At 71.2% G+C, this 24,209-nt stretch carries 23 protein-coding genes and 1 tRNA gene; 17 read left to right on the plus strand and 7 right to left on the minus strand.

Annotated elements, in window-relative coordinates; all coding sequences use genetic code 11:
* Positions 1–18: 18 nt before the first annotated feature.
* A complete protein-coding gene (locus HNR13_RS11050; protein WP_179605799.1) occupies positions 19–2,553 on the plus strand; it encodes a phosphoketolase in 2,535 nt (844 codons plus the stop codon).
* A gap of 89 nt (positions 2,554–2,642) precedes the next feature.
* Here HNR13_RS11050 and HNR13_RS11055 read toward each other — a convergent pair whose 3' ends face one another.
* On the minus strand, positions 2,643–3,422 hold the full coding sequence (locus HNR13_RS11055; protein WP_179605800.1) for an SGNH/GDSL hydrolase family protein: 780 nt from the start codon (positions 3,420–3,422) through the stop codon (positions 2,643–2,645).
* Positions 3,423–3,458: 36 nt separating this feature from the next.
* Between HNR13_RS11055 and HNR13_RS11060 the strand changes: the two genes are divergently transcribed.
* A complete protein-coding gene (locus HNR13_RS11060; protein WP_179605801.1) occupies positions 3,459–3,920 on the plus strand; it encodes a VOC family protein in 462 nt (153 codons plus the stop codon).
* Between the two features lie 15 nt (positions 3,921–3,935).
* On the opposite strand, the gene HNR13_RS11065 is transcribed toward HNR13_RS11060, so the two are convergent.
* The 3 genes from HNR13_RS11065 to HNR13_RS11075 form a co-directional block, all read right to left on the minus strand.
* Positions 3,936–4,889: a hypothetical protein gene (locus HNR13_RS11065; protein ID WP_246312745.1), complete on the minus strand. Its 954-nt coding sequence runs from the start codon at positions 4,887–4,889 to the stop codon at positions 3,936–3,938.
* 172 nt (positions 4,890–5,061) lie between these two features.
* On the minus strand, positions 5,062–6,081 hold the full coding sequence (locus HNR13_RS11070) for an LLM class flavin-dependent oxidoreductase (protein ID WP_179605802.1): 1,020 nt from the start codon (positions 6,079–6,081) through the stop codon (positions 5,062–5,064).
* 61 nt (positions 6,082–6,142) lie between these two features.
* Positions 6,143–6,943, minus strand: coding sequence for an alpha/beta hydrolase (locus HNR13_RS11075; RefSeq protein ID WP_179605803.1), 801 nt, complete (start codon positions 6,941–6,943; stop codon positions 6,143–6,145).
* 79 nt (positions 6,944–7,022) lie between these two features.
* Between HNR13_RS11075 and HNR13_RS11080 the strand changes: the two genes are divergently transcribed.
* Entirely contained in the window at positions 7,023–7,859 is an 837-nt protein-coding gene (locus HNR13_RS11080) for an MBL fold metallo-hydrolase (RefSeq protein WP_179605804.1), read from the plus strand.
* Here the strand turns inward: HNR13_RS11080 and HNR13_RS11085 are convergent.
* Positions 7,856–8,176 carry a thioredoxin family protein gene (locus tag HNR13_RS11085; protein ID WP_179605805.1) on the minus strand — a complete coding sequence of 107 codons (321 nt, stop codon included), beginning with the start codon at positions 8,174–8,176 and terminating at the stop codon, positions 7,856–7,858. The two genes, HNR13_RS11080 and HNR13_RS11085, sit on opposite strands and share 4 nt — an antisense overlap.
* Before the next feature lie 121 nt (positions 8,177–8,297).
* Here HNR13_RS11085 and HNR13_RS11090 point away from each other — a divergent pair, with 121 nt between their 5' ends.
* The 6 genes from HNR13_RS11090 to HNR13_RS11115 all read left to right on the plus strand — a co-directional run bounded on the left by HNR13_RS11090 (position 8,298) and on the right by HNR13_RS11115 (position 12,210).
* Positions 8,298–8,801, plus strand: a complete 504-nt coding sequence (locus HNR13_RS11090) for an FBP domain-containing protein (protein WP_179605806.1) — start codon at positions 8,298–8,300, stop codon at positions 8,799–8,801.
* Positions 8,802–8,925: 124 nt separating this feature from the next.
* Positions 8,926–9,246 (plus strand): hypothetical protein, encoded by a 321-nt coding sequence (locus HNR13_RS11095; protein WP_179605807.1) that lies wholly within the window; start codon positions 8,926–8,928, stop codon positions 9,244–9,246.
* Positions 9,224–10,153: an FAD:protein FMN transferase gene (locus HNR13_RS11100; RefSeq protein ID WP_179605808.1), complete on the plus strand. Its 930-nt coding sequence runs from the start codon at positions 9,224–9,226 to the stop codon at positions 10,151–10,153. The genes HNR13_RS11095 and HNR13_RS11100 overlap by 23 nt, the downstream gene beginning before the upstream one ends.
* A 16-nt stretch (positions 10,154–10,169) precedes the next feature.
* Positions 10,170–10,742 (plus strand): ferric reductase-like transmembrane domain-containing protein, encoded by a 573-nt coding sequence (locus HNR13_RS11105; protein ID WP_179605809.1) that lies wholly within the window; start codon positions 10,170–10,172, stop codon positions 10,740–10,742.
* Between the two features lies 1 nt (position 10,743).
* On the plus strand, positions 10,744–11,940 hold the full coding sequence (locus HNR13_RS11110; RefSeq protein WP_218881217.1) for an NADH-ubiquinone oxidoreductase-F iron-sulfur binding region domain-containing protein: 1,197 nt from the start codon (positions 10,744–10,746) through the stop codon (positions 11,938–11,940).
* 36 nt (positions 11,941–11,976) lie between these two features.
* Positions 11,977–12,210: a ferredoxin gene (locus HNR13_RS11115; RefSeq protein WP_179605810.1), complete on the plus strand. Its 234-nt coding sequence runs from the start codon at positions 11,977–11,979 to the stop codon at positions 12,208–12,210.
* 8 nt (positions 12,211–12,218) lie between these two features.
* On the opposite strand, the gene HNR13_RS11120 is transcribed toward HNR13_RS11115, so the two are convergent.
* Positions 12,219–12,301, minus strand: a tRNA-Leu gene (locus HNR13_RS11120).
* A gap of 38 nt (positions 12,302–12,339) precedes the next feature.
* Here HNR13_RS11120 and HNR13_RS11125 point away from each other — a divergent pair.
* A complete protein-coding gene (locus tag HNR13_RS11125; protein WP_179605811.1) occupies positions 12,340–12,945 on the plus strand; it encodes an ANTAR domain-containing response regulator in 606 nt (201 codons plus the stop codon).
* A gap of 248 nt (positions 12,946–13,193) precedes the next feature.
* On the opposite strand, the gene HNR13_RS11130 is transcribed toward HNR13_RS11125, so the two are convergent.
* Positions 13,194–13,598: a hotdog fold thioesterase gene (locus tag HNR13_RS11130; RefSeq protein WP_179605812.1), complete on the minus strand. Its 405-nt coding sequence runs from the start codon at positions 13,596–13,598 to the stop codon at positions 13,194–13,196.
* 78 nt (positions 13,599–13,676) lie between these two features.
* Here HNR13_RS11130 and polA point away from each other — a divergent pair, with 78 nt between their 5' ends.
* The 7 genes from polA to uvrB all read left to right on the plus strand — a co-directional run bounded on the left by polA (position 13,677) and on the right by uvrB (position 24,195).
* Positions 13,677–16,352, plus strand: coding sequence for a DNA polymerase I (gene polA / locus HNR13_RS11135; protein ID WP_179605813.1), 2,676 nt, complete (start codon positions 13,677–13,679; stop codon positions 16,350–16,352).
* 133 nt (positions 16,353–16,485) lie between these two features.
* Entirely contained in the window at positions 16,486–18,159 is a 1,674-nt protein-coding gene (locus HNR13_RS11140; RefSeq protein ID WP_179605814.1) for a DUF885 domain-containing protein, read from the plus strand.
* 34 nt (positions 18,160–18,193) lie between these two features.
* Positions 18,194–18,844, plus strand: coding sequence for a DUF4166 domain-containing protein (locus HNR13_RS11145; RefSeq protein ID WP_179605815.1), 651 nt, complete (start codon positions 18,194–18,196; stop codon positions 18,842–18,844).
* Positions 18,841–19,824, plus strand: a complete 984-nt coding sequence (locus HNR13_RS11150; RefSeq protein ID WP_179605816.1) for a DUF1731 domain-containing protein — start codon at positions 18,841–18,843, stop codon at positions 19,822–19,824. The genes HNR13_RS11145 and HNR13_RS11150 overlap by 4 nt, the downstream gene beginning before the upstream one ends.
* A gap of 107 nt (positions 19,825–19,931) precedes the next feature.
* Positions 19,932–21,374 carry a 30S ribosomal protein S1 gene (gene rpsA, locus HNR13_RS11155; protein ID WP_179605817.1) on the plus strand — a complete coding sequence of 481 codons (1,443 nt, stop codon included), beginning with the start codon at positions 19,932–19,934 and terminating at the stop codon, positions 21,372–21,374.
* Positions 21,375–21,463: 89 nt separating this feature from the next.
* Entirely contained in the window at positions 21,464–22,060 is a 597-nt protein-coding gene (gene coaE / locus HNR13_RS11160) for a dephospho-CoA kinase (protein WP_179605818.1), read from the plus strand.
* Positions 22,061–22,128: 68 nt separating this feature from the next.
* The gene (gene uvrB / locus HNR13_RS11165; RefSeq protein WP_179605819.1) at positions 22,129–24,195 is read left to right on the plus strand and encodes an excinuclease ABC subunit UvrB; all 2,067 of its coding nucleotides are present in this window, start codon (positions 22,129–22,131) and stop codon (positions 24,193–24,195) included.
* The last annotated feature ends 14 nt before the right edge of the window (positions 24,196–24,209 follow it).

Here is a 24,209-nt window from a genome sequence, read left to right on the forward strand (position 1 = left end):
CGCTCGTAGGATTCCGGCGTGAGCGAGACGTCGAACGAACTCCCAGCCACTGTCCTCTCCAACACGAAGCCCCAGGCCGACGCGAAGCCCCAGGCCGAGACGAAGCCACTCTCCGACACGAAGCCCCAGGCCGAGACGAACCCACTCTCCGAAGAAGAACTCGATCAGCTCGACGCCTGGTGGCGCGCCGCCAACTACCTCTCCGTCGGCCAGATCTACCTCCTCGACAACCCGCTGCTGCGCCGTCCGCTCTCGCGCGACGACATCAAGCCGCGACTGCTCGGGCACTGGGGCACCACGCCGGGGCTCAACTTCGTCTACGCGCACCTCAACCGCGCGATCCGGCAGCGCGACCTCGACACGATCTTCGTCGCGGGTCCCGGCCACGGCGGGCCCGGCGTCGTCGCCGGCGCGTACCTCGACGGCACGTACAGCGAGATCTACAGCGGCATCGACCGCACCGTGGACGGGATGCGCAAACTCTTCCGCCAGTTCTCGTTCCCGGGCGGCATCCCGTCGCACGCGGCGCCGGAGACCCCCGGCAGCATCCACGAGGGCGGCGAGCTCGGCTACGCCCTGTCGCACGCCTACGGCGCGGCCTTCGACAACCCGAACCTGCTGGTCGCGGCCGTGGTCGGCGACGGGGAGGCCGAGACCGGTCCGCTGGCGACGGCCTGGCACTCGAACAAGTTCCTCAACCCGAAGACCGACGGCGTCGTGCTGCCGATCCTGCACCTCAACGGCTACAAGATCGCGAACCCCACCGTGCTGGCCCGCATCCCGGAGTCCGAGCTGCTGGAGCTGATGCGCGGCTACGGCTACACGCCATACCTCGTCTCCGGCGGGTTCGACGGCGAGGACCCGCGCGAGGTGCACAAGCGGATGGCCGCGACGCTCGACGAGATCCTGGACCGGATCGCCGAGATCAAGGCCGCGGCCGAGTCCGGCGACCTGGTCGACCGGCCGGCCTGGCCGATGCTCATCCTGCGCACGCCGAAGGGCTGGACCTGCCCGAAGGAGATCGACGGCCACCCGGCCGAGAACAACTGGCGCTCGCACCAGGTGCCGCTCGCCGACGCCCGCGACACCGAGGCGCACACCCGCCTGCTGGAGAGCTGGCTGCAGTCCTACCGGCCCCAGGAGCTGTTCGAGGAGTCCGGCGCGCCCGTCCCGCTGATCGCGTCGCACGCGCCGGAGGGCGACCGGAGGATGAGCGCCAACCCGGTCGCCAACGGCGGTCTGCTCCGGCGGGACCTGCGCCTGCCCGACTTCCGCGACTACGCCGTCGAGGTGCCGGCGCCGGGGGAGACCGTCGCGGAGGCCACGCGCGTCCTCGGCGGCTGGCTGCGCGACGTGATGGCCGAGAACCCGCACGACTTCCGGCTGTTCGGCCCGGACGAGACGGCCTCCAACCGGCTGCAGGACGTCTACGAGGTGACCGGCAAGCAGTGGAACGCGGAGTACTGGCCGATCGACTCCGACAACCACCTGGCGCCGAGCGGCCGGGTGATGGAGGTGCTGAGCGAGCACCAGTGCCAGGGCTGGCTCGAGGGCTACCTGCTGACCGGTCGCCACGGCGTCCTGAACTCCTACGAGGCGTTCATCCACATCGTGGACTCGATGTTCAACCAGCACGCCAAGTGGCTGAAGAGCGCGCGCGACATCCCCTGGCGGCGCCCGGTGGCGTCGCTGAACTACCTGCTCAGCTCGCATGTGTGGCGGCAGGACCACAACGGCGCTTCGCATCAGGACCCCGGGTTCATCGATCACGTGATGAACAAGAAGGCCGACATCGTCCGGGTGTACCTGCCGTTCGACGCGAACACGCTGCTCTCGACCTACGACCACTGCCTCCGGTCGGTGGACTACGTGAACGTCGTGGTCGCGGGCAAGCAGCCGTCGCCGAACTGGCTGAGCATGCCGGACGCGATCGCGCACTGCACGCGCGGCATCGGAGTGTTCGACTGGGCGGGGACCGAGCGGGACGGCGAGGAGCCGGATGTGGTGCTCGGCTGCGCGGGCGACATCCCGACGCTGGAGGTGCTGGCCGCGGCGGACATCCTGCGGCGCCGGCTGCCGGACCTCGCGGTGCGGGTCGTGAACGTGGTGGATCTGATGCGGCTGCAGAGCGAGGGCGAGCACCCGCACGGGCTGAACGACCGCGAGTACGACGCGCTGTTCACCACGGACAAGCCGGTGATCTTCGCGTACCACGGCTACCCGTGGCTGATCCACCGGCTCACCTACCGCCGGGCCGGCCACGACAACCTGCACGTCCGCGGCTACAAGGAGGAGGGGACGACGACCACGCCGTTCGACATGGTCATGCTCAACGACCTGGACCGCTACCACTTGGTGATCGACGTGCTCGACCGGGTGCCGGGACTCGCCGCACGGGAGGCCGCGTTCCGGCAGGAGATGGTGGACGCACGGCTGCACGCGCGGCAGTACACGCGGGACCACGGGGAGGACATCCCGGAGGTCGCGGAGTGGCGCTGGGGCGGGGGTGCGCGGTCCACCCGGATCGACACCACGGGCGGCGACAACGACTGAGCCGAGGGCATCCGGCCGCCGCCGAACAGGGGTCGCAACACGCCGTTGTGCAGCGTGGATGACGGCGTGTTGCGACCCCTGTTCGGCGGCTAGAGGGGCTGGGCGGAGGCCGGGTCCACCACGGTCAGCTCCGGGATCTTCGCCGTCCGCCCGTCGCCGGACGACCGGCCGGTGAGCCGGCGGCCGATCCACGGCAGCACATAGCGGCGGTAGTAGTCGGCGGTGCGGCGGGACGGCTCGCCCGCGGGCGCGGCCTCCACCTCCTCCACGCCCCACGCGCTCGGGACCGGCACGCCGAGGGCCGTGAGCACGTTGCTCGCCACGCGGGCGTGACCGAGCGCGTTGAGGTGCAGGCGGTCCGCCGACCAGTAGCGGATGTCCTCCAGCGACTCGTCGGCCCAGTTGTCGACGAACAGCACGCCGTCGCGGGGGAGCAGCTCCCGCACCGCGACCGCGAGCTCGTCGCCGCGCTTGCGCAGCAGCCCGCCCATCGGCAGGTGCCGGCTCGGGTTGGCGCCGCTGAGCAGCAGCATCGTGCTGCCGGAGGCCGCCACCCGGTCGGCCGCGTCGATGAGCTGCGTCGCCACCGACGCGATGGTGACGCGCGGGCGCATGATGTCGTTGCCGCCGCCGTTGAGGCTCACGAGCTGCGGGTGCTGGGCGATGGCCGGGTCCAGCTGCTCGGTGAGGATGGGGGTGAGCTTGCGGCCGCGGATCGCCAGGTTCGCGTAGCTCACCGGCTCCGGCGAGGCGAGGGCGAGCCCGAGGGCGACGAAGTCCGCCCAGCCGCGCTGCCGGCCGTCCGGGAGGTCGTCGCCGACGCCCTCCGTGAAGCTGTCGCCGATCGCGATGTAACTGCTGTAGCCCATGCCGCTACGCTACCGCCCGCGCGTAGCATGACCGCCATGCAGAAGGTCAGAACGTTCCTCTGGTACGACGGCCAGGCCGAAGCGGCGACGAAGCACTACGTCTCGCTCGTCCCTGATTCCCGCATCGTCAGCGTCGACCGGCTCGGCGAGGACGGCAGCACCGTCCTCGTCACCTTCGAGCTGGGCGGCATCGAGTACGTGGCGCTCGACGGCGGCCCGCTGTACTCCTTCACCGAGGCGGCCTCGCTCATGGTGGTCTGCGAGGACCAGGCGGAGGTCGATCGGCTCTGGGACGGCCTCACCGCGGACGGCGGCGAGCCGGGACCGTGCGGCTGGCTGAAGGACCGCTGGGGCCTGAGCTGGCAGATCGTGCCGCGCGCGCTGCTGGAACTGCAGCAGGACCCGGACCGCGAGCGCGCCGGACGCGCGAACGCGGCCATGCTCACGATGGGCAAGATCGACATCGCCGCCCTCTACGCGGCGGCCGACGCGGGCTGAGCCCGCCGCGGCGGATCAGCCGCGGGCGATCAGCGCCTGCCAGGCGAGCAGGTGCTCGACCGTGACGCCCGTGTAGCCCTGCAGGCCCCCGAACGCCGACCGCACCAGGGCGGTCTGGGCCTCCAGCACCGCCGCTGAGTCGTCGCCGAACGTCGCGGAGGGGCCGCCGGCCACATCCGGCGAGTCCGTCTCGACACCGACGCTGAACGGCACCCGGGCGCTCGCCGCGGCCGTGGCCGCCGGCCGGGCCAGCGCGACGATCCCGTCGTCGCCCGCGGCGTGGTCCGAGAACGCCACGATGGCGACCGTCTTCACGTGGGGGAGCAGCGTCCGGAACAGCGTGCTGCTCCCGTCCGCCGTCGGCTTGGCTTCCAGCCACCAGGGCAGGTCGGCGCCCACCGGGACGGACCCGGCGGCGCGCGCCGCGGTGTCGTACATGGTCGCGAGCTGGTCGACGATGCCGGGGAGCTGGTCGTCGGTGGCGTTCACCCACGGTTCGACGTCGAACTGCACCGCGTCGAACGGCGCGGCCTTCAGGGCCGCGGTGGTCCAGGTCGCCGCGAGGTCGGGCTGCTGCGCCCACGCCGGGTCGCCGCCGAGCGCGCCGACCGTGGTCACGCCCGCGCGGTGGAGGGCGGTGACCGCCGAACGCAGCCAGGCCCCGAACGGCCCCTGATCGGCGGCCCACGGCACGGACAGGTAGACGGTGCGCAGCTTGTGCGCGGACGCGAACGCGGCCAGGGCCTTCGGCTCGAACGCCGGCTGGCCGTCACCGCGCGCATCCACGGCCGGGTCGATCGGGTTTCCCCACGCCCACATGCCCGTGATGGCGGACGGCGTGGACGCGCCGGTCAACGCCACGGCCTTCGCCGGAGCGGCGGACAGCCCGGCCGCGCCGATGCCGACCGCCCCGAGGGCGATGGCCAGTCCGGCCGCGATGAATCCTGCACCCGATCGTCGAGTTCGCAAAGCACACCCCTTCCATGGGACCGGACGAGGTCGTCACGGCCTGTGCTGCGGAATTCGGGTGTACCGCACAGCGATCCTCTCACGCGGCCGACGATCGCACTGCGCCGCGTTCGGGGTACAACGGGGGACGCGGCTCGCGCGGCGCCGCTCCCGCGGCGCTGCTCGCACTGCGTCAGTCGCGCCACCCCAGCTCGCGCCCCACGCCGACCACGGCCTCCAGCAGGCGTGCGTTGAACTCCACGCCCAGCTGGTTCGGGACCGTGACCAGCACGGTGTCCGCCATCCGCAGCGCCTCGTCCTGGGCCAGCTCGGCGACCAGCTTCTCCGGCTCGCCGATGTAGGAGCGGCCGAACCGGGCGATGCCGCCGTCGAGGTGGCCGACCTGGTCGCGGCCCTCCACCTGCGCCCGGGCGCCGAAGTAGCGGCGGGACTCCTCGTCCACGATCGGGATGATGCTGCGGCTGACGCTCACGCGCGGCTCGCGCTCCCAGCCCATCTCCGCCCAGGTGTCGCGGAAGCGCTGGATCTGCTCTGCCTGGAGCTTGTCGAACGCCTCGCCGGTGTCCTCGGTGAGCAGGGTGGACGACATCAGGTTCATGCCCTGCTCCGCGGTCCACTCGGCGGTCGCGCGCGTCCCGGCGCCCCACCAGATCCGGTCCGGGAGGGTCGGCGACAGCGGCTGGATGGACAGGCCGCCGCTGGTGCCGGTCATCCGCGGGTCGGCGTTCGCCATCGCCTCGCCCGCGATCGCCGCGCGGAAGATCGCGGTGTGCCGGCGGGCCATGTCCGCGTCGGACTCGCCCTCGCCCGGCACGTAGCCGAACGACTCGTAGCCGGCGAGCGCGGTCTCCGGTGAGCCGCGGCTCACGCCGAGCTGCAGGCGCTCGCCGCCGATCAGGTCCGCGGCCGCGGCCTCCTCCGCCATGTAGAGCGGGTTCTGGTACCGCATGTCGATGACGCCGGTGCCGATCTCGATGCGCGAGGTGCGCGCGCCGATCGCGGCCAGCAGCGGGAACGGGGAGGCGAGCTGCGGCGCGAAGTGGTGCACCCGGACGAACGCGCCGTCGGCCCCCACCTCCTCCGCCGCGACCGCGAGCTCGATGGTCTGCAGGAGGGCGTCGGCCGCCGTCCGCACGACGGAGCCGGGGACGGCCTGGTAGTGGCCGAAGCTGAGGAAGCCGATGCGTTTCACAGTGAGGGCAAGCCGTGCGGGCGGCGCGGTATTCCGCGCCGCCGCCGTCGTGGCTGAGGCGTCAGTCCTCCAGCCCCTGCTGGCCGAGCCACACCAGGACCTCGGTGGCGACGTCGCGCCAGCCGTGGTCGATCACGAGCGAGTGCCCGCGGTCGCGGAAGGTGATCAGCTCGGTCACCGCGTTGGAGTCGCGGTACAGCTTGAGCGTCGCGTCCGTGGTCACCTCCGGGACGGTGTTGTCCTCGCCGCCCGCGATGAGCAGCAGCGGGCCGCGGTCCCCGTTCTTGGTGTCGACGGCGGCCTGCGAGTGGAGGCTGAAGTTGGCTCCCGCCGCCTGGAAGATGGGTCGCACGGTGGAGGGGACGGTCCAGCGGTCGTAGAGCTCCTTGGCCTCCTCGTCGGTGAGCTGGTTCGCGAAGCCGAATTTGAACTGCTCGTACGTCAGCGCGATCGGCTTGTGGATGTTCGCCGGGTTGTCGAGCACCGGGAACGACGACTTCAGCTGGCGGAACGGCAGCGGCAGCACGCCCTTGATCTGTGCCGGGTCGATCGCGACGCCGGAGTTGCCGTAGCCCTGGCCGAGCAGCTTCTCGGTGATGAGGCCGCCGAACGAGTGCCCGATGATGACCGGCGGGATGTCCATCGCCTCGATGATCTTCGCGAAGTGCTCGGTGACCTCGTCGATCCCGAAGTTCGCGACGTCGTCGGGATGCGCACGCGTCTCGGCCACGGTGTCCTTCTCACCGGGCCAGAGGGGTGCGACGGGGGCGTAGCCCTCCGCCGTGAAGAGGTCGATCCAGGGCTGCCAGCTGCTCGCGTGGAGCCAGAGGCCGTGGATGAAGATCACCGGTTGATTCGCCATGGCGCACAGAGTATTGCCCGGGGAGGCCGCGCGGCCAGACCCTCCCGGCGCCGGCAGCCCGCCGGGTAACGTGGCCCGCATGGCGGACTGGCTGTGCGCGACCTGCGCGGTGGAGACGACCCCGATCGTGACGGACGCGGGGGAGGAGCCGCCGGCCTCCTGCCCGATCTGCGAGGACGAGCGGCAGTACGTCCCGCCGACCGGGCAACGCTGGACCACCCTGCAGCGGCTGCAGCGCGAGGGCGAGCGCGTCACCGTGACCGAGCTGGAGCCCGGCCTCTACGGCCTGAGCAGCGAGCCGCAGGTCGGCATCGGCCAGCGCGCGCTGCTGCTGTGCACCCCGGACGGCAACCTGCTCTGGGACCCCACCGGCTACGTCGACGAGGCCGCGGCGACCGCGGTGCAGGACCTGGGCGGCGCCGCCGTCATCGCCACGAGCCACCCGCACATGTTCGGCGCGCAGACCTCCTGGTCGCGCATGCTCGGCGGCGTGTCGGTGCTCGTCCACGCCGCCGACCGGCACTGGGTGCAGCGCGAGGACGCGGCCATCCGGGAGTGGAGCGGCGAGGAGGAGGTGCTGCCCGGCGTCCTGCTGCGGACGGTCGGCGGTCACTTCCCCGGCAGTGCGATCGTGCACTGGGACCGCGGCGTGGTGCTCAGCGGCGACACGGTCTTCCCCGGGCCGTCGCAGAAGTGGGTGACCTTCCAGCGCAGCTTCCCCAACGACATCCCGCTCTCGGCGGCGGTGGTGCGCCGGGTCGCCGACCTGGTCTGCGACCGCCCGTTCGACCGGATGTACGGCAACCTGGGCAACGTCATCCCGGTGGACGCCCGGGAGGCCGTGCAGCGCTCCGCCGAGCGGTACATCGGCTGGGTCAGCGGAGCGTACGACCACCTGACCCGAGCGGAGGCCTAGGCCAGGTACGGCGCGAGCTCGAACTCCAGCGCCGGCTTCGGCTTGGCGCCGACGATGGTCTTGACGACCTCCCCGTCCCGGAACACCTTGGTCACCGGCAGCGACAGCGCCCGGTACTCCGCGGACGCCTGAGGGTTCTCGTCGGCGTTGATGCGCAGGATCCGGAGGTCGTGCTCGTCGGCGATGCGCTCCAGGATCGGCGTCAGCGCCCGGCACGGGCCGCACCACGGCGCCCAGAACTCCACGAGGGTGGTTCCGGGAGCGGCGAGGACGTCGGAGGCGAAGGTGGCGTCGGTGACGCTGGCGAGTGTGCTCATGCCGTGAGGCTAAGCCGTGCCCCCGGGGTCAAGGTCAAGCGCCGAGACCGCGCGCCGAGACGGCGCGCGCCGGGGTCGGGCCCGAGCGACCTGTGCGAGCATGGGACGCAGGAGGTGGACCATGGACACCCTGACCCCGCAGGAGCTCCGCGACTCGTTCGTGAACTGCTCGCGCGCCGACGCCGCCGACCTGCCGCTGCCGCCGGGCATGCACGAGGTGGACTGGGCGCGCCGCGAATACCTCGGCTGGCGCGACCCTCGCCTCCCGCAGCGCGGCTACGTGGTCGTCCCGACGCCCAGCGGGCCGGTCGGGATCGTGCTCCGCGCGTCGGAGGCCTCCATGCGCTCGCACGCCCCCACCATCTGCGGCTGGTGCCAGGACGTGCACGTGCGGCGCGACGTCTACTTCTGGTCGGCGCGCCGCGCCGGCGAGGCCGGCCGCAAAGGCGACACCGTGGGCGCCCTGGTCTGCGCGTCGTTCGAGTGCACCGAGAACGTGCGGCGCACGCCGCCGCCGCAGTTCGTCGGCTTCGACGCCGAGCGGGTGATCGAGGACCAGATCTCGGGGCTGGGCGAACGCGTCCGGCGGTTCGCGCAGGCGGTGGTGGGCGTCTCGCGAAGCTGATTCATAGGGACTCGATATCCCGTTCTCATGCCGAATAAGGTTCCGGAAAGAAACCGAGCGCAGGCTTGAAATCAGTCGCCGCGCCGCAGCCGGCGGGCGCGGCGGACGGGATGGAGGGCCTGACATGGACATTCGATCGGCGGGACGGCGCACGGCCGTCGGCATCACGACCGCGATCGGCATCTCGAGCCTCGCCGTGACGGGGATCCTCTCCGGTGTCCTGTTCGCCGGGACCGCCACCGCGCGCACCTCGGGCACGACCGGCACGGGCGGCACGGGTACGAGTGATTCGGGCTCCGGCGGCTCCGGCTCGTCGAGCGACTCCGGCAGCGGGAGCAGCAGCTCCGGCTCCGGCTCGTCGAGCAGCGACTCCGGCGGCAACTCCGGCAGCGGCATCCAGCAAAGCCAGGGCGGTGGGTTCAGTGGGCGCTCCAGCGGCTCCTGACGCCGGCGCGGACTTCGCCGTCTGGGGCGTCGACGCCCGTATCGCGGTGTCCGACCCGGCCGTCCTCACGCGGGCGCGTGACATCGCCGACGCCGAGCTGGCCGCGGTCACGGCCGCCGCGAGCCGGTTCGAGCCCGCCAGTGAGCTCTCCCGGATCAACGCCGGCCCGCGTCCGTCCGGCGGCGTCGAGCTGAGCCCGCTGCTGGCGGAGTTCGTCGCGGTCGCGCTCGCCGCGGCCGCGGACACGGACGGCGACGTGGACCCGACCCTCGGCGGCGACCTCGACCGGCTCGGCTACGACCGGGACTTCGCCGCGCTGCCCGTCGACGGCGTCACGCTGACCGTCAGCCGTCCCCGCCGGCCGGGCTGGGAGCGCGTGACCCTCGACGGCCGCGTCCTGACGCTCCCGGACGCCCTCCGGCTCGACCTCGGCGCGACCGCGAAGGCCCATGCCGCCGACCGGATCGCCCGGCGGATCGCGGAGGAGACCGGGGCGGACGTCCTGGTCTCGCTCGGAGGCGACCTCGCCACCGCGGGACGGACCGGCCGGCTCTGGGAGGTGCTCGTGCAGGACCTCCCGGCCGACCCGGCGCAGCAGATCGCCGTGCCCAACGGCGCGGGCGTCGCCACGTCGAGCACCCAGAAGCGGCGCTGGCGCAGCGACGGGCAGCCCCGGCACCACATCCTCGACCCGCGCTGGGGCCTCCCGGTCGACGAGGTCTGGCGGTCGGCGACGGTCGCCGCGACCAGCTGCGTCCGCGCCAACGCGCTGACGACGGCGTCGATCGTGCGCGGGCTCGCGGCGCCGGCGTGGCTGCGCGGCCTCGGCGCCGACGCGCGGCTGGTGGCGCGGGACGGCTCGATCGTCACGACCGGGCGCTGGCCCGCTGATGTGAGGGTCCTCTGATGGGCGAGGTCCTCTGATGGACGAGGTGCTGTGGGCGGTCGGCCGGGCCTCCGGCGTCGTCGCGCTGCTGCTGCTCACCGTCTCGCTGTGGCTCGGCATCGTGACGCGCTCCGGCCGTCCGCTGCCCGGGATGCCGCGGTTCTCCGTCACCCTCCTGCACCGCAACGTCTCGCTGCTGGCGGTCGTCTTCCTCGTTCTCCACATCGGGACGCTGCTGCTCGACTCCTACGCCAAGCTCACACTGACCGACGTCCTGGTGCCGTTCCTCGGCGCCCACCTGCCGTTCTGGCTGGGACTCGGAACCGTGGCGGTCGACCTCCTGATCGCGGTGACGGTCACCGCGCTGCTGCGCCGCCGGCTGGGCGTGCGCGTCTTCAAGGCCGTGCACTGGCTGAGCTACGCGCTGTGGCCGATCGCTCTGGCGCACTCCATCGGCGACGGCACCGACGGGACGTCCGGCTGGATGCTCGTGCTCGCCGGCGCGTCGGTGCTGTTCGTGCTGGTCGCGGTGCTCTGGCGCGTGTCCGCCTGGTTCCTGGAGACCGCGGGTGCGCGGCGATCGGACGCCGAGCCGAGCAGAAGAGCCTGACATGACCATGACCGCCGTCGACCTTGCGCCGTCCGACGACGCGGCCGCCCCGCCGCGGCTGCTCGCGGCGGGCCGCTCGGCCGGCGCCGCCGCCCACCTGGCCGCGTTCGGCCCCCGGCGCGGCCTCGGCCGCCCGGAGCTGGAGCGCGAGCTGGAGCGCTCGGGCCTCACCGGCCGCGGCGGCGCCGCCTTCCCCGCCTTCCGCAAGCTGGCCGCCACGACCGGGCGCCGCGCGCCGGTCGTGATCGGCAACGGCTCGGAGGGCGAGCCGTGGAGCTGGAAGGACGCGGTGCTGCTGGCGAACGCGCCCCACCTGGTCCTCGACGGCCTGCTGACGGCGGCCGACGCGCTCGGCGCGGCGCGGACGGTGCTCTACCTCCACGGGTCGGCCCTCTCACCGGTCGCCGCCGCGATCGCCGAGCGCTCCGACGCCGGCCGCGTCGAGCTGGTCGAGGCCGCAGACGGGTTCGTCGCGGGGGAGGCGAGCGCGGTGGTGAACGCCCTCCAGACCGGCCGCGCGGTCCCGCTCGACCGGGTCAGGCGGCTCTCGGAGCACGGGCTCGACGGCCGGCCGACCCTCCTGCACAACGTGGAGACCCTCGCCCAGCTGGCGCTGGTCGACCGCTACGGCGGCGACTGGTTCCGCGGCGTCGGCGATCCCGCGCAGCCGGGCACCCGGCTCGTGACGGTGACCGGCGACGTCGCCCGGGAGGGCGTCTTCGAGGTGCCGACGGACACGTCGGTGGTCGACATCGTCGCCCGGGCGGGCGCGGAGGCCCGGCTCGCGGCGGCCGTGCTGCTCGGCGGTTACCACGGCCGCTGGATCGCCCCGACGGAGACCGGCGCGGCGCCGGGGGAGGCCGCGGGGGCCGGGGTGGTGCACGTGCTCGGCGTCCGGCGGTGCGGCCTCGCGGCGACGGCCGCCATCGTCGCAGAGCTGGCCGCGGCCTCCGCCCGGCAGTGCGGCCCGTGCCTGTTCGGCCTCCCGGCGATGGCCGAGCGGTTCGCCGACCTCGCCGCGGGCCGGCTCGCGCCGCAGGCCGCCGCCGAGCTCGCCCGGCTCGCCGAGGTCGTCGACGGCCGCGGCTCCTGCCACCATCCGGACGGCGCCGCACGCCTGGTGCGCAGCGCGCTGCGGGTGTTCGGGCGCGACGTCCACGCCCACGCCGAAGGCCGGTGCCTGCGGAGCGCACGATGAACGCGGGGAGCGCACGATGAACGCGGGGAGCGCACGATGAACGCCCGACACGTTCTGCACGTCGACTGGACGCGCTGCGACGGCCGCGGCCTGTGCGCCGAACTGCTGGAGGGGACGATCGCGCGGGACGAGTGGGGCTACCCGTTCGCGGTCGGCCAGCCGGCCTCCGGGCGCTCCGACATCCCCGTGCGTGCCGACCAGCTGGACGCCGCGGAGGACGCCGTCGCGCTGTGCCCGGTGCTCGCGCTACGGCTGCGGCGGAGCGCCTGAATCGGTTGTGCCGCTGGTGGGACTCGAACCCACACGCCCTTCCGGACAAAGCATTTTGAGTGCTCCGCGTCTGCCATTCCGCCACAGCGGCGCACAACAACACCTGAACAATACCGTAGGCTTTTACCCGTGACTGACCAGGAGACCACCCCCACCGCACCCCGCCGAGTCGTCGTCGCGGAGGACGAGTCGCTCATCCGGCTCGACATCGTCGAGACGCTTCGCGACAACGGTTTCGAGGTCGTCGGCGAGGCCGGAGACGGCGAGACCGCGGTCGCGCTGGCCACGGAGCTGCGCCCGGACCTGGTGGTCATGGACGTCAAGATGCCCCAGCTCGACGGCATCTCGGCGGCCGAGCGCCTCTCCAAGAACCACATCGCCCCCGTCGTGCTGCTGACCGCATTCAGCCAGAAGGAGCTCGTGGAGCGCGCGACCGAGGCCGGCGCCCTGGCCTACGTGGTCAAGCCGTTCACGCCGAACGACCTGCTGCCGGCGATCGAGATCGCTCTGGCCCGCTACCAGCAGATCATCGCGCTGGAGGCGGAGGTCTCCGACATGGTGCAGCGCTTCGAGACCCGCAAGCTGGTCGACCGCGCCAAGGGCCTCCTCAACGAGAAGATGGGCCTCAGCGAGCCGGACGCGTTCCGCTGGATCCAGAAGGCGTCGATGGACCGCCGCCTCACCATGCACGACGTCGCCCAGGCGATCATCGAGCAGCTCGCCCCCAAGAAGTAACCCCCGGGACGCTGCGCCGCCGGCACGATTCGTGCCGAATCGCGCGAAACCGCGCCGCATTCGCGACATTCGTCACGAATCGCCCCGGCTCGAGTGCGTCGCGACATTCGTCACGAATCGAGTGAAACCGCGACGCATTCGCGACATTCGTCACGAATCCCGCGGGGAGTGGATGCCGTGATTCGTGCCGAATCGCGCGAAACCGCGCCGCATTCGCGACATTCGTCACGAATCGCGCGGGGAGTGCCCTACAGGTCCTTGATCAGGTTCGTGATGCGGATCGTCGAGCAGCGGCGGCCGCGGTCGTCGGTGACGGCGATCTCATGCGTCGTCAGCGTGCGGCCGAGGTGGATGGGCGTGCAGACGCCGGTCACATAGCCTTCGGTCGCCGCGCGGGTGTGCGACGCGTTGATCTCGATGCCGACCGCGAGGCGGCCCTCGCCGGCGTAGAGGTTCGCCGACATCGACCCCAGGGACTCGCCGAGCACCACGTACGCGCCGCCGTGCAGCAGGTCCGCGGGCTGCGTGTTGCCGAGCACCGGCATCCGCGCGACGGCCCGCTCGATCGTGAACTCCACGATCTCGATCCCCATCTTGTCGGCGAGGGCGCCGAGCCCCCGCTGCTTCACGTACGCCAGCGCGTCCTCGGTCATCTGCTGCCTCTCCGCTGTTGGTCCGGCCCTCGTCGGCCGTCGTCCTGCGCTGTCACCGGCCCCTTGTAGGCTTGCCTGGTGTCAGACTCCGAAAAGCCTACCCTTCTGATCATCGACGGCCATTCGCTGGCATTCCGGGCCTTCTACGCCCTCCCCGTCGACAGCTTCGTGAACCGCGAGGGGCAGCACACCAACGGCATCCACGGCTTCATCGCGATGCTGATCAACCTGCTGCAGCAGCAGCGCCCGACCCACCTCGCGGTGGCGTTCGACATCTCGCGCTACTCGTTCCGCACCCGCGAGTATCCGGAGTACAAGGGCACCCGCAACGAGACCCCCTCGGAGTTCGTCGGCCAGATCCCGCTGCTGCAGGAGGCGCTGCACGCGATGAACATCACCACCATCGCCAAGGAGGACTACGAGGCCGACGACATCCTCGCCACCCTCGCCCGCCAGGGCCGCGAGCAGGGCTACCGGGTTCTCCTAGTCTCCGGCGACAGGGACACCATCCAGCTCGTCAACGACGACGTCACGCTGCTCTACCCGAACGTCCGCGGCGTCTCCGAGCTCAAGATCTACGACCCCGCCGCCGTGCGCGAGCGCTACGGGGTCGAGCCGCACCAGTACCCGGAGATCGCCGCGCTGGTCGGCGAGACCAGCGACAACCTGATCGGCATCGACAAGGTCGGCGAGAAGACCGCGGTCAAGTGGGTGCAGCAGTACGGCACCGTCGAGAACATCGTCGCGCACGCCGACGAGATCAAGGGTGTCGTCGGTCAGAACCTCCGCGACCAGCAGGAGAACGCCCTCCGCAACCGCCGCCTCAACAAACTCCTGGACGACGTCGAGCTGGAGGTCACGCCCGCCGACCTGGAGCGCAAGCCGCTCAACGAGAACGCCGTGCGCGACATCTTCGCCCGGCTCCAGTTCAAGACCCTGCTCGACCGGCTGATGAAGGCCGCGGCCGAGGACGGCACGCTCACCGGAGCCGCGGGCACCGCCCCGTCCGAGGGCGACGCCGGCGCGGTGAGCGCTCCGGTCGTGCGCACGCTGGTGGACGAGGAGCTGGCCAATTGGCTGGAGAAGGCCTCCGCCGACGGCGCCGCGGTCGCGGTCCAGCTGGAGACCGGCCCGGCTGGTATCACCGGCTTCGGCCTGGCCGCCGCCGACGACACGGTGTACGTCCCGTGGGCCGCCGGCCGCCCCGACTACACCGCGCTGGAGGAGTGGCTCGCCAGCAGCGCGCCCAAGTACTTCTTCCACGCCAAGCCGCAGTTCAAGGCGCTCAGCCGTGCCGGCTTCGTGGTCGACGGCCTCGCGTTCGACACCCGGATCGCGTCCTGGCTGGTGAAGCCGGGCGCCGCCCCGCAGTCGCTCGCCGAGCAGGTCTACGAGGTCCTGGGCGAGACCCTCCCGGTCTCCGACCCCAACCAGCTCGTGCCGATCAACGACGCGGTCAGCCCGGCGACGGAGGCCTGGTACATCCGCCGGGTCGCGGAGGGCCAGATGATCGCCCTCGACGCGGGCACCCGTGCCGTGCTCGACGACATCGAGCTGCCCCTGGTCGCGGTCCTCGCCGAGATGGAGCTCGACGGCGTCTCGATCGACACCGAGGTGCTGAGCCGACTGCGCGGCCAGCTCACCGACAAGGCCAACGACTACGCCGCGCGTGCCTACGCCGAGGTCGGCCACGAGCTCAACCTCGGCTCGCCCAAGCAGCTCCAGCAGGTGCTCTTCGACGAGCTCGGGATGCCGAAGACCCGCTCCACCAAGACCGGCTACTCGACCGACGCCCAGTCGCTCGCCGACCTCCAGGAGAGCAACCCGCACCCGTTCCTCGACCTGCTGCTCCAGCACCGCGACGCGACCAAGCTCAAGCAGATCGTGGAGACGCTGGAGCGCTCGGTCGGCGCCGACGACCGCATCCACACCACCTACGACCAGACCGGCACCAGCACGGGCCGCATCTCCTCCAACGACCCCAACCTCCAAAACATCCCGATCCGCACCGAGGAGGGCCGCGAGATCCGCTCGGCGTTCCGCAGCGCCCCGGAGTACGAGACGCTGCTCACCGCCGATTACTCGCAGATCGAGATGCGCATCATGGCGCACCTCTCCGAGGACCCCGGGCTGATCGAGGCGTTCAACGCGGGGGAGGACCTGCACCGATTCGTCGGCGCGCGCGTCTTCGGCGTGCCGCCGGAGGAGGTCACCCCGCTAATGCGGACGAAGGTCAAGGCGATGTCGTACGGTCTCGCCTACGGCCTGAGCCCCTTCGGCCTGTCCAAGCAGCTCCGCATCGAGACGAAGGAGGCGCGGGACCTGATGGCCGGCTACTTCGAGCGCTTCGGCGCGGTGCGCGACTACCTGCGCACCGTCGTGGAGATCGCCCGGGTCGACGGCTACACCGAGACGATCTTCGGCCGCCGCCGCCCGTTCGCCGACCTGACCTCGACCAACCGGGTGCTGCGCGAGAACGCCGAGCGCCAGGCGCTCAACGCGCCCATCCAGGGCTCGGCCGCGGACATCATGAAGATCGCCATGCTCGGCATCGCCGGCGACCTGATCGACCAGAAGCTGAACTCCCGGATGCTGCTGCAGGTCCACGACGAGCTCATCTTCGAGGTCGCCTCCGGCGAGTGGGACGCTCTGGAGTCGATCGTCCGCACCCGGATGGCCGGCGCCGCCGACCTCCGCGTGCCGCTCGACGTCCAGATCGGCCGCGGCCCCAACTGGGACGCCGCCGCCCACTGACCCTGCGCCCGACAGCACCCGCCGAGTACGCGATAAATCCGCCGAAAACCGTCGAGTACGCAGAGAATTCGCGTACTCGACGGCCTCATTCTGTACTCGACGGTGGGGTGGGGGCAGTCGATAGGCTCGGGGCATGACGAACGCAGAGAAGCGCGAACCGACTCCGATCGACACGATCGCTGAGGAGTGGGTCGACACCCAGTTGGAGCTCCACCCCGAGTACCACGTCTGGCTCGGCCGCCCCGGCCGCGAGGGCGAGTACTCGGACTACTCGCCGGCCGGCGCCGAGCAGGCCGTCGGGAAGGTCCGGGAGGCGCTGGCGAAGATCCAGGCCGCCGAGCCGGTCGACGCGATCGACCGGGTCACCAAGATGGACCTCTCCCGCGAGCTCGAGCTGACCATCGAGAAGCACGAGGCCGGCTTCAACCAGCGCGACCTCAATGTGATCGCGTCGCCGGCGCAGGAGCTCCGCGACATCTTCGACCTCGTCCCCACCGACACGGAGGAGGACTGGGCCAACGTCGCCACCCGTCTGCACAACCTCCCGGCCGCGATGGACGGCTACATCGAGACCCTGCGCAGCGGCATCGCCAACGGCAACGTCCCCGCGATCCGCCAGGTGCGCGAGGTCCTCGCCCAGGCCAAGAAGCAGTTCGCCGACACCGGCTTCTTCTTCGAGTTCACCGGCTCGGCGAAGACCCCGGACGGCGAGCTGCCCGCGTCGCTGAAGGCCGACCTGGCCGAGGGGGCGAAGGAGTCGGCCGCCGCGTACGCGACGCTCGCCGCCTTCCTGCAGGACGAACTGGCCGCCCACGCGCCCGAGAAGGACGCCGTCGGCCGCGAGCTCTACGCCCTCGCCTCCCGCGACTTCCTCGGCGCGACCGTCGACCTCGACGAGACCTACGAGTGGGGCATCGAGGAGCTGGCGCGCATGGTCGCCGAGCAGGAGTCGATCGCCCGCGAGATCAAGCCGGGCGCGTCGGTCCACGAGGCCATCGCCTTCCTCGACGGCGACGCCTCCCGCAAGCTGCACGGCACCGACGCGCTGCAGCGCTGGATGCAGGAGACCAGCGACCGCGCGATCGAGGAGCTCGGCAAGACCCACTTCGACATCCCCGCCGAGATCCGCCGCCTGGAATGCATGATCGCCCCGACCCAGGAGGGCGGCATCTACTACACCGGTCCGAGCGACGACTTCGCCCGCGCCGGCCGGATGTGGTGGAGCGTCCCGGAGGGCGTCACCGAGTTCGACACCTGGCGCGAGCTGACGACCGTCTACCACGAGGGCGTCCCCGGCCACCACCTCCAGATCGCACAGGCCACCTACAACAAGGCGCAGCTGAACTCCTGGCGCCGCATCGCCGGCACCTCGGGTCACGCCGAGGGCTGGGCGCTGTACGCGGAGCGCCTGATGGAGCAGCTCGGCTACCTGGACGACCCGGCCGACCGGCTCGGCATGCTCGACGGCCAGCGGATGCGCGCTGCCCGCGTGGTCCTCGACATCGGCGTTCACCTGGAGAAGCAGCTGCCGGACGGCTCCGGCCCGTGGACCGGCGAGTACGCGTTCGGTTTCCTCGCCGACAACGTCAACATGAACGAGGGCTTCGTCCGGTTCGAGGTGAACCGCTACCTCGGCTGGCCGGGCCAGGCGCCGTCGTACAAGATCGGCCAGCGGATCTGGGAGCAGCTCCGCGACGAGTACGCGCGCCGCGAGGGCGCCGCGTTCGACATCAAGGCGTTCCACAAGAAGGCCCTCGACATCGGCGGCGTCGGCCTGGACACCCTGAAGTCGGCGCTGCTCGACTGAGCGCGACACCCGTCAGAGAGAGCGCGCAGCCGCGATGACCTCCCCGTACCGGGCCGTTCTGGGCCCGGCGTTCGACGAGCTCCATCCGCAGCTGCGCGCCTACTTCGACGCCATCCCGGAGGGCTTCGCCGGCCGGGGCCGGGGCGTGTTCGACACCGTCGGCACGCCCCGGCGCTGGCTGTGGCCGGCGCTGGCGCTCTTCGGGCGGGCGCACGTGATGTTCCCGGTGTGGGAGCGCGGGGTGCCGTTCACGGTCGAGAACGTGCCGGTGGTGTCGGCCGACGGCGGCCCGGCGGTGCGCGCGGTGCGCCGCTTCGAGCTGCGCGGGCGCTCCCTCGACATGCGCGACGAGATCGGCGTGGACGGCTGGTTCATCGTCGACCGTCTCGGCTCGCCGGTGCTCGCGGAGGCGTGGTTCTCCGCCCGGGTGCTCGACGGCGGCCTCCGGCTGACCTCGCGCCGGGTGGCGCTGCGGCTCGGCGCCTTCCGGCTGGTGATCCCGCGCGCGGTCGCCCCCGTCGTCGCCCTCACCGAGCGTTACGACGACGAGCGCGACGCGCAGGCGGTCACCATCGTCGTGCGGCTCCCACTGCTCGGTAGGGTGTACCAGTACGCGGGGACGTTCCGATACCAGGTCGGGAGCCGTGGTGTGCACAGCGACGACGTCGCACGGGGGAGTGAGTGAGCGAGCGCATCGTCATCGCCGGCGCGTCCGGGTTCATCGGACGCTACCTGGCGGAGCACTACCGCGCCGCGGGCGCGACGGTCCTGCTGGTCGGGCGCGATGGCGCCGACGCGCGCTGGGGCGACGCCGAGGCGCTGCGCCGCGTCGTGACCGGTGCGGACGTCCTGATCAACCTGGCGGGCAAGAGCGTGAACTGCCGCTACACCGACGCCAACCGAGCCGAGATCTTCCGCTCCCGGCTGGAGACCACGCGCGAACTGCGGGAGGCCGTCGCCGCCTCCGACGCGCCGCCTCCGGTGTGGTTCAACGCCTCCACCGCCACGATCTACCGGCATGCCGAGGACCGGCCCATGACCGAGTCCACCGGTGAGCTCGGCGCCGGCTTCTCCGTGAACGTGGCACGCACCTGGGAGGCCGAGTTCTTCGAGGGCGAGCTGCCCGCGACCCGGCGCGTCGCGCTGAGGATGGCGATCGTGCTCGGCGACGGCTCCGCGCTCGTGCCGCTCCTCCGCCTGGCGCGGTTCGGGCTGGGCGGCCCGCAGCTCGACGGCCACTGGTTCGCGACGACCGCGCGGCGTAACGCGGGCACCTTCCACGAGTTCCGCGCCCGCGGTGGCCGGCAGCGGTTCAGCTGGGTGCACATCGCCGACGTGCTCGGCTCGATCGAGTTCCTGCGCACCCGTCCCGAGCTGGACGGCCCGGTCAACATCGCCGCGCCGAACCCGTCCGACAATCGGACGATGATGGCGACCCTGCGGCGTGTGCTGGGCGTCCCGGCCGGGCTGCCGGCGTTCCGCTGGATGCTGGAGCTCGGCTCCGCGGTCATCCGGACGGAGACCGAACTGGTGCTGAAGAGCCGCTGGGTGGTGCCCGAACGGCTGCTCGCTGCGGGCTACACATTCGCCTTCCCCGACCTGGAGCCGGCGCTGCGCGACATCGTCGGCCGGCGCGAGTTGCCCCTTCCGCAGACCAGTCGGTAGACTGGACCGTCACTTGTGTGACATCCACATCCGCCTGCCGTTCGCGGAAGACACCCAACAAGGTTCGCGCTCGGCCTGATTTATGTCCATAACGGAGCATCCACTACATGACAACCGCAACGACCGACAAGGCACCGAAGCAGGTCGCAGTCAACGACATCGGTTCTGCTGAAGACTTTCTTGCCGCGGTCGAAAAGACGCTGAAGTTCTTCAACGACGGAGACCTCATCGAGGGCACCGTCGTCAAGATCGACCGCGACGAGGTCCTCCTCGACGTCGGCTACAAGACCGAGGGTGTCATCCCCTCCCGCGAGCTTTCCATCAAGCACGACGTCGACCCCAGCGAGGTCGTCGAGGTCGGCGACACCGTCGAGGCGCTCGTTCTCCAGAAGGAGGACAAGGAAGGCCGCCTCATCCTGTCCAAGAAGCGTGCGCAGTACGAGCGCGCGTGGGGCGACGTGGAGAAGATCAAGGAAGCCGACGGCGTCGTGACCGGTACGGTCATCGAGGTCGTCAAGGGCGGCCTGATCGTCGACATCGGCCTCCGCGGCTTCCTGCCGGCGTCGCTCATCGAGCTGCGCCGCGTCCGCGACCTGACCCCGTACCTGGGCCAGGAGATCGAGGCGAAGATCCTCGAGCTCGACAAGAACCGCAACAACGTGGTCCTGTCGCGCCGTGCGCTGCTGGAGCAGACCCAGTCGGAGTCCCGCACCACGTTCCTCAACAACCTGCACAAGGGTCAGGTCCGCAAGGGCGTCGTGTCCTCGATCGTCAACTTCGGCGCGTTCGTCGACCTGGGCGGCGTGGACGGCCTCGTGCACGTCTCCGAGCTCTCGTGGAAGCACATCGAGCACGCCTCCGAGGTCGTCGAGGTCGGCCAGGAGGTCACCGTCGAGATCCTCGAGGTCGACCTGGACCGCGAGCGCGTCTCGCTGTCGCTCAAGGCGACCCAGGAGGACCCGTGGCAGGTCTTCGCCCGCACCCACGCGATCGGTCAGGTCGCGCCGGGCAAGGTCACGAAGCTGGTTCCGTTCGGTGCGTTCGTCCGCGTCGCGGACGGCATCGAGGGCCTGGTGCACATCTCCGAGCTCTCCGGCAAGCACGTCGAGCTCGCGGAGCAGGTCGTGTCGGTCGGCGAGGAGGTCTTCGTCAAGGTCATCGACATCGACCTGGAGCGCCGCCGCATCTCGCTGTCGCTCAAGCAGGCGAACGAGGGCGTGGACCCCGAAGGCACCGAGTTCGACCCGGCCCTCTACGGCATGGTCACCGAGTACGACGAGCAGGGGAACTACAAGTACCCCGAGGGCTTCGACCCGGAGACCAACGAGTGGAAGGAAGGCTTCGAGACCCAGCGCGACGAGTGGGAGCAGCAGTACGCCGCTGCCGAGGCCCGTTGGGAGGCGCACAAGCGCCAGGTCGCGAAGGGCATCGAGGAGGCGGCCGCCGAGAGCGGTTCCTCGTCCTACTCGAGCGAGTCCGGCTCCGGCGGCACCCTCGCCGACGACGAGTCGCTCGCCGCTCTGCGCGAGAAGCTGAGCTCCAACAACTGAGACACGTCTCATCCGTGAGCGGCCGGTCCCTTCGGGGCCGGCCGTTCCGGCGTTAACGCGCCCCTCCGTTCCGCCAATAGGCTGGTGCGGTGCAGCTCATCGGACTGACCGGCGGGATCGCCTCCGGCAAATCGACCATCGCCTCCCGCCTGGCCGAACTCGGCGCCGTGGTCGTGGACGCCGACCGCATCGCTCGGGAGGTCGTCGAACCGGGCACGCCCGCGCTGGCCGAGATCGCCGCGACGTTCGGGCCCGGGGTCATCGCGGCGGACGGCAGCCTCGACCGGCCCGCGCTGGGCGCGATCGTGTTCGGGAACGCCGAGGCCCTCCAGAAGCTCAACGGGATCACCCACCCGGCCGTGCTCGCCGCCTCCACCGCGCGCTTCGAGGCCGCGGCCGCCGCCGATCCCGCGGCGATCGTCGTGTACGACGTGCCGCTGCTGGTCGAGTCGGCCAACGAGTACCCGTTCGACCTCGTGGTCGTCGCGCACGCCGATGCGGCCACGCGCATCGACCGGCTGGTGCGGCTGCGCGGGATGGACCGGGCGGAGGCCGAGCGGCGGATCGGCTCGCAGGCCTCCGACGAGGAGCGGCTCGCCGTGGCGGATGTGGTGATCGACACCGACGGGACGCTGGACCGCACCCGCGAGCAGGTCGACGAGCTCTGGGAGCGCCTGGGCTCCTGATCGGCGGCCGCGTTCCGCTCTCAGCGAGAGCGGGCCGCGATGTCGGTGGTCCTTCCTAGACTGGACTCATGCAAGCCACGCGTCTCGTCCGTCCGTTCGAGGTCGTCAGTGAATTCGCGCCCAGCGGCGATCAGCCCAAGGCCATCGCCGAGCTCGCCGCCCGCATCAACGCCGGCGAGACCGATGTCGTCCTGCTCGGCGCGACCGGAACCGGCAAGTCGGCGACCACCGCCTGGCTGGTCGAGCAGGTCCAGCGTCCCACGCTCGTCCTCGCGCACAACAAGACTCTGGCGGCGCAGCTCGCCAACGAGTTCCGCGAGCTGCTGCCCAACAACGCGGTCGAGTACTTCGTCTCGTACTACGACTACTACCAGCCCGAGGCCTACGTCCCGCAGACGGACACCTTCATCGAGAAGGACTCGTCGGTCAACGCCGAGGTCGAGCGGCTGCGGCACTCCACCACCAACTCGCTGCTCAGCCGGCGCGACGTGGTCGTGGTCTCCACCGTCTCCTGCATCTACGGCCTCGGTGCCGCGGAGGAGTACCTGGAGGCCATGGTCGCGCTCCAGGTCGGCCAGAACGTCGGCCGCGACGCGCTGATCCGCCGGTTCGTGGCGATGCAGTACGAGCGCAACGACGTCGACTTCTCGCGCGGCAAGTTCCGCGTGCGCGGCGACACGATCGAGATCATCCCGATGTACGAGGAGCACGCCGTCCGCGTCGAGCTGTTCGGCGACGAGATCGAGGCGCTCTACTCGCTGCACCCGCTCACCGGCGAGGTGCTCCAGAAGATGGACGCCGTCTCGGTGTTCCCCGCCACGCACTACGCCGCCAGCCCGGCGACGATGCAGCGCGCCATCGGCACCATCCAGGAGGAGCTGCGCGAGCGCCTGCAGGAGCTGGAGCGCGAAGGCAAGCTGCTGGAGGCCCAGCGACTGCGGATGCGCACCCAGTTCGACCTGGAGATGATGGAGCAGATCGGCTTCTGCTCCGGCATCGAGAACTACTCGCGGCACATCGACGGCCGGCAGCCGGGCGAGGCGCCGAACTGCCTGCTCGACTACTTCCCGGACGACTTCCTCGTCGTCATCGACGAGTCGCACGTCACCGTGCCGCAGATCGGCGCGATGTACGAGGGCGACGCCTCCCGCAAGCGCACGCTCGTGGAGCACGGCTTCCGGCTGCCGAGCGCCCTGGACAACCGGCCGCTGCGCTGGAACGAGTTCAAGGACCGCGTCGGCCAGACGGTGTACCTGTCGGCGACCCCCGGCCAGTACGAACTGGGCGTCGCGGACGGCATCGTGGAGCAGATCATCCGCCCGACCGGACTGGTCGACCCGCAGATCGTCGTCAAGCCGACCAAGGGCCAGATCGACGACCTGCTCGAGGAGATCCGCGTCCGCGTCGAACGCGACGAGCGCATCCTGGTCACCACCCTGACCAAGAAGATGGCCGAGGAGCTGACCGACTTCCTGGCGGAGGCCGGGGTGAAGGTGCGCTACCTGCACTCCGACGTGGACACGCTGCGCCGCGTCGAGCTCCTCACCGAGCTGCGCGCGGGCGTCTACGACGTGCTGGTCGGCATCAACCTCCTCCGCGAGGGCCTCGACCTGCCCGAGGTGTCGCTGGTGGCGATCCTCGACGCCGACAAGGAGGGCTTCCTGCGCTCCTCGACGTCGCTCATCCAGACCATCGGCCGCGCGGCGCGCAACGTCTCCGGCGAGGTGCACATGTACGCCGACGTGCTCACGGACTCGATGAAGAACGCGATCGAGGAGACCGACCGCCGCCGCGAGCTCCAGCTCGAGTACAACCGGGCCAACGGCATCGACCCGCAGCCGCTGCGCAAGCGCATCGCCGACATCACCGATGTGCTGGCGCGCGAGGAGGCCGACACCGCGCGGATCCTCGCCGGCCGTGAGCAGCGCCGCAAGAGCCCGACGCCGAACCTCCGCAACGGCGGCATCGCCGCGCAGGGCGCCGCCGAGCTGGAGTCGCTGATCGCCGACCTGAACGAGCAGATGCTCGCGGCCGCCGGCGAGCTCAAGTTCGAGCTGGCCGCGCGCCTGCGCGACGAGCTGTCGGACCTGAAGCGCGACCTCCGCCAGATGGAGAAGGCCGGCCACCTGGGGTAGGGCGCGTCTCCGCG

Origin of the sequence: Leifsonia shinshuensis, from assembly GCF_013410375.1 — a bacterium.
Taxonomy (GTDB): Bacteria; Actinomycetota; Actinomycetes; order Actinomycetales; family Microbacteriaceae; genus Leifsonia; species Leifsonia shinshuensis.

Bases quoted from the DNA above. Each gene is read 5' to 3' on its own strand.
- HNR13_RS11055 (WP_179605800.1), bottom strand. From the start codon at position 3,422: ATGGGCTACAGCAGTTACATCGCGATCGGCGACAGCTTCACGGAGGGC.
- HNR13_RS11060 (WP_179605801.1), top strand. From the start codon at position 3,459: ATGCAGAAGGTCAGAACGTTCCTCTGGTACGACGGCCAGGCCGAAGCG.
- HNR13_RS11075 (WP_179605803.1), bottom strand. From the start codon at position 6,943: ATGGCGAATCAACCGGTGATCTTCATCCACGGCCTCTGGCTCCACGCG.
- HNR13_RS11080 (WP_179605804.1), top strand. From the start codon at position 7,023: ATGGCGGACTGGCTGTGCGCGACCTGCGCGGTGGAGACGACCCCGATC.
- HNR13_RS11085 (WP_179605805.1), bottom strand. From the start codon at position 8,176: ATGAGCACACTCGCCAGCGTCACCGACGCCACCTTCGCCTCCGACGTC.
- HNR13_RS11090 (WP_179605806.1), top strand. From the start codon at position 8,298: ATGGACACCCTGACCCCGCAGGAGCTCCGCGACTCGTTCGTGAACTGC.
- HNR13_RS11095 (WP_179605807.1), top strand. From the start codon at position 8,926: ATGGACATTCGATCGGCGGGACGGCGCACGGCCGTCGGCATCACGACC.
- HNR13_RS11105 (WP_179605809.1), top strand. From the start codon at position 10,170: ATGGACGAGGTGCTGTGGGCGGTCGGCCGGGCCTCCGGCGTCGTCGCG.
- HNR13_RS11110 (WP_218881217.1), top strand. From the start codon at position 10,744: ATGACCATGACCGCCGTCGACCTTGCGCCGTCCGACGACGCGGCCGCC.
- HNR13_RS11115 (WP_179605810.1), top strand. From the start codon at position 11,977: ATGAACGCCCGACACGTTCTGCACGTCGACTGGACGCGCTGCGACGGC.
- HNR13_RS11130 (WP_179605812.1), bottom strand. From the start codon at position 13,598: ATGACCGAGGACGCGCTGGCGTACGTGAAGCAGCGGGGGCTCGGCGCC.
- HNR13_RS11140 (WP_179605814.1), top strand. From the start codon at position 16,486: ATGACGAACGCAGAGAAGCGCGAACCGACTCCGATCGACACGATCGCT.
- HNR13_RS11145 (WP_179605815.1), top strand. From the start codon at position 18,194: ATGACCTCCCCGTACCGGGCCGTTCTGGGCCCGGCGTTCGACGAGCTC.
- rpsA (WP_179605817.1), top strand. From the start codon at position 19,932: ATGACAACCGCAACGACCGACAAGGCACCGAAGCAGGTCGCAGTCAAC.
- uvrB (WP_179605819.1), top strand. From the start codon at position 22,129: ATGCAAGCCACGCGTCTCGTCCGTCCGTTCGAGGTCGTCAGTGAATTC.